The sequence below is a fragment of the Streptococcus ovuberis genome, assembly GCF_012396585.1.
GTDB classification, from domain to species: Bacteria; Bacillota; Bacilli; order Lactobacillales; family Streptococcaceae; genus Streptococcus; species Streptococcus ovuberis.
Genome location: NZ_JAAXPR010000043.1, coordinates 1 through 4,051 on the forward strand (window position 1 = coordinate 1; position 4,051 = coordinate 4,051).

Annotated in this window: 3 protein-coding genes and 3 pseudogenes; 4 read left to right on the forward strand and 2 right to left on the reverse strand. The window is 35.9% G+C overall.

Annotated features, from left to right (window positions below; translation table 11 throughout):
* Positions 1 to 142: 142 nt before the first annotated feature.
* The 4 genes and pseudogenes from tnpA to HF992_RS11650 form a co-directional block, all read left to right on the forward strand.
* A pseudogene (tnpA, locus tag HF992_RS11635) lies at positions 143 to 478 on the forward strand (IS200/IS605 family transposase); the annotation flags it as partial.
* A 285-nt stretch (positions 479 to 763) separates the two neighbouring features.
* On the forward strand, positions 764 to 1,591 hold the full coding sequence (locus tag HF992_RS11640) for a class C sortase (RefSeq protein WP_168550155.1): 828 nt from the start codon (positions 764 to 766) through the stop codon (positions 1,589 to 1,591).
* Between the two features lie 112 nt (positions 1,592 to 1,703).
* Positions 1,704 to 2,240, forward strand: a pseudogene (locus HF992_RS11645) (class I mannose-6-phosphate isomerase); the annotation flags it as partial.
* A 109-nt stretch (positions 2,241 to 2,349) separates the two neighbouring features.
* Positions 2,350 to 3,144: a hypothetical protein gene (locus HF992_RS11650; RefSeq protein WP_168550157.1), complete on the forward strand. Its 795-nt coding sequence runs from the start codon at positions 2,350 to 2,352 to the stop codon at positions 3,142 to 3,144.
* A 70-nt stretch (positions 3,145 to 3,214) separates the two neighbouring features.
* Here the strand turns inward: HF992_RS11650 and HF992_RS11655 are convergent, their stop codons facing one another.
* Complete coding sequence (locus HF992_RS11655; RefSeq protein ID WP_168550158.1) at positions 3,215 to 3,736, reverse strand: restriction endonuclease subunit S; 522 nt, start codon at positions 3,734 to 3,736, stop codon at positions 3,215 to 3,217.
* A 208-nt stretch (positions 3,737 to 3,944) separates the two neighbouring features.
* Positions 3,945 to 4,051: pseudogene (locus tag HF992_RS11660) on the reverse strand (IS30 family transposase); the annotation flags it as partial.

The window sequence follows — 4,051 nt, forward strand, 5'->3', positions numbered from 1 at the left end:
AAGGTGTTCAAGCCTATTGTAGAGCGAAAGGAGGAGAAAAATTATCCAGTGGATGATTTTTGCCGAAACCTAAAAATAAAAAAGTTGAGGGGCTCAAAAAGCACATAGTTTATCACACACAAAGTGGAATTGTAACTATCACATTGTGTTCACCCCTAAGTATAGACGAAAAGTCATCTATAATCAATATCGAAGCAGTTTAGGAGAGATATTCCGCCGTTTATGTAGCTATAAAGGTGTTGAAATTATAGAAGGACATTTAATGCCAGATCATGTTCATATGCTAGTTAGTATTCCACCAAGAATCAGCGTTTCCAGTTTCATGGGCTATTTAAAAGGTAAGAGTGCTCTTATGATGTTTGATAAACACGCCAACTTGAAATATAAATTTGGCAATCGCCATTTTTGGGCGGAGGGTTATTATGTGAGCACAGTCGGACTTAACGAAGCCACGATTAAAAATATATACAGGAGCAAAGGAATTATCCAGTGGATGATTTCTTCATGAGCTTAGAAATAAGAAGGCGAATTAACATGACATCGCACTTGATTCTTGAGTGTGAAAGAATATGAAGATCCCTTTAGGGATAATGGCAAGTAGTACTAACGCCTCTTTAAGAGGCCAGTGACGGGTCAAAAGCAGTTAGGCTTGAACAACGTGAAAGAGAGTAGCATAGGCGCTGGCTGGTGTTATGGGCTTATAGCCCCTGTTCAAACCACCCGTTTGACGGGTGGTCATGATTTGTAAGAAAAGTTAATGAGTATGTTAAAAAAAATCAATCCTTCCATTTTATTTCTTTTTATCTTTTTCATTGGCTTAAGTTTACTCCTGTATCCAACGATCAGTGATTATTGGAATTCGCTACACCAATCGAAAGCTGTAGCAGGCTATGTGGATCAAGTGAATCAGCTATCTGAAAATGATACGTCTAAAATATTAGAAGAAGCACAACGTTATAACGCTTTTTTGAGTCAAAATACCATTCCTGATTTAAATGTCATTGAAGAAGAGTTATCGCATTATAACCAACTGTTAAACATAACCGACATAGGGATTATGGCTTATGTGGAAATTCCGAAGCTCAAGACCAACCTTCCCATTTATCATGGCGTTGATGAATCTGTTCTTCAAGTAGCCATTGGACATATTCCTGGAACCTCCTTACCAGTTGGAGGTCAGGGGACTCATGCGGTTATTTCAGGACATCGAGGCTTACCTTCAGCAAAACTTTTTTCAGATCTTGATCAGATGGTTGAGGGAGATCAATTTTTAATACAGGTCTTAGATGAGACTTTAACCTATGAAGTAGACCAAATTTTAACCGTTACACCAGATGATGTGTCTGCTCTTAAGATTAATCCTGAGAGAGATTATGTCACCTTAGTTACCTGCACACCTTATGGTGTCAATAGCCACCGTCTCCTTGTGCGTGGTCACCGTGTTTCTAATGCTTCAACCCCCAAAACGCGTATTATTGGGGAAGCAACGAGAGTCTCTCGGATTCTAGTTTCTATTTGTATTGCTATCCTGATATTTTGTTTATTGCCCATTTTAAGGAAAGTTATTGATTTCCTAAGACTATTAATATAACGACTCTATAATTTCTGTAGTGGCTAGACACACTGTAGCGATTATGGATGTATGAAATGGTAATACATGGTTCTGATGAGACAATGTATAGAGGCAATCATATGTGGCTTGATTGAAGTCACTTACGGCTTGGAGCGCTTGGGACCAGCTTTTGACACGAGTGCCTGTTAAGTCTGGTGACTTTTTCGACGTGCCAGCAGGAACGATTCATGCCATCGGCAAGGGTATCATGATTTTAGAAACCCAACAGTCCAGTGACACAACTTACCGTGTCTATGATTTTGAACGCACGGATGATAATGGTCAGAAGAGGGAACTTCATTTGGCAAAATCTATTGAGGTGGCTACCATCGGTCCAGCCCAAAATAGTACACCTGCTAGCCTCCAGTTTCCTGGCTTTACCTCGACCCTCTTAGTATCCAACCCTTTTTTCACGGTTTATAAGTGGGATATAGCCGAGCAGGTTACTATGTCGCGTACTGCCGACTACCTCTTGGTCAGTGTCTTAGACGGACAAGGGCAACTAATCCTTGAAGAACAAACTTACCAAGTGAAGAAAGGTGATCATTTTATTTTACCAAATGATGTTATCAACTGGACAGTTGAAGGAAGATTGACCATGATTGTCAGCCACCCCAACCCTGCCTAGTTGGGTATCATTTCTTGCTGTAATCATATAACACAGAAGGCCCTGACCCTGGTGCCTTCTTTTTGTATTTAATGGTATAATAAACTTAAACCACAAGGAGAACAGTCAAATGACACAAAAAGGCATGCGGTTGGTCGCCATGATTGAAGCGAAAGAAAATGGTCAGTATGAGGTTGTCAATTTCTTACCAGATCTTAAAATCAAGCACATCACAGGGAAAGAATTTGAAGTCATTGAGGATCAAAATTATATCAAAATCCCCTATGCCCAAGGCATTGATGACTTGACAGTGATTGTCGGTGAGAATGGGGTAGGGAAAACAAGGTTGGTCAATGATATTTTTAGCCTGGATGAGAATAAAATGTTTATTTTTAAGAATCTTGATGAAATCGATCCAAGCTATAAGGGAAGACATGCTTACTATAATTTTCATGCCTTGAATGAGAGTAGTTATGGAAATAATGAGTGGAACTTAGTATTTAAAGGAGCGAAGTTTGTAGGAGATGATGATAGTGAATGGCTTATTAATAAGGTTTCTTTTGTAAAATTATCTAATTCTATTGAGTCTACTTCATCTTGGGGGATGGGAGTTGATTTATCCACAACTAGATTATTAAAAGATGATAATTACGAAGGTATGCTGCTATCAGATATGGATAAGCAAATTAAGTTTTTACTTAGTGAATTTGCTCGTATTGAGAATATTGAAGGAATTTTAGGTTTTTCGGGGAAGCAAGTAGGTTTTGTTTTCAATAAAATTTTTATTTATGAAGCATTCGGTGGGAACAAAGTTGAGAATAGTTATTTAGCTAAAATAAAAAAGTATGAAGCAAATTTTTCAAAAATAGAAGATAGAATAAAATTTGGGAACTATATACCAGTTTACACCAAACACTATATGTAGTGTTTACGAAAATATAAAAAAGGCGACTTCCTTTTTAGGAAATCGTCTATTATTATTTGCTCAAAAGTGTTTATATTTCGCTTAGTAATTCTATTTTATAATTTACTATTGTTTTTTTATTATCTATATATGATTCCATATATTTCCAATTTGGTTCAATACCTTTTTGGGTTTTTATACTAGGTAATAAGATTTCCTCTTCTTTAATATCTGTTGAGTTCCCCATATCATGATACTCATATTTTTGTTCCAATAAACACCGAATTACTGTCGCAATATAAAGTCCACTATTTTCAGTTAAGCTATCATTGTAGAGTAGTATGATTGATGAACCACCACCTCCTCGTCCTAAAAAATCTTTCGATTGATAAAAAGTGCTACCTGTTAAAGGACTTACTGAAATGCAGTTTCCTTTATCTATATCTTCTTCATTTTTAGGCATTTTATAACTATCAACACCGTTGTTAAATATTCCTGATGAAACAAATGGTACATCACCACTAAGATATTTTTTTGAACTTCTTTTGTTAGGACGGACAACATTGAAAATATCTTTAATTACAAAATAGTTTTTTTCTGTAGCTTCACTCATCGTTTTCATCCTCGATTTCTATAGATAATTGTCTGTTTTGTTTTGATATTTTTGAATAGTATAAAACATTATTAGATATGCTATTTAGGAAATTGTGTATATTCCTATTTTTCTGAAACATAAGATACTCAAATACTGTTTTCTCAAAATCAATTTCAGATGTAATAGAATATATTTTTTCTTTAGGATGCTAAATTTCAAGTCTAAGTTAGGCATTTAGTAAAAATTGTCTAGGAGATAAATAGTTCAAACATTTCTTTGGATAGTTGTTAATCCAATTTTCGATGAAGGCGACCATTCTTATGGTCGTTTTCT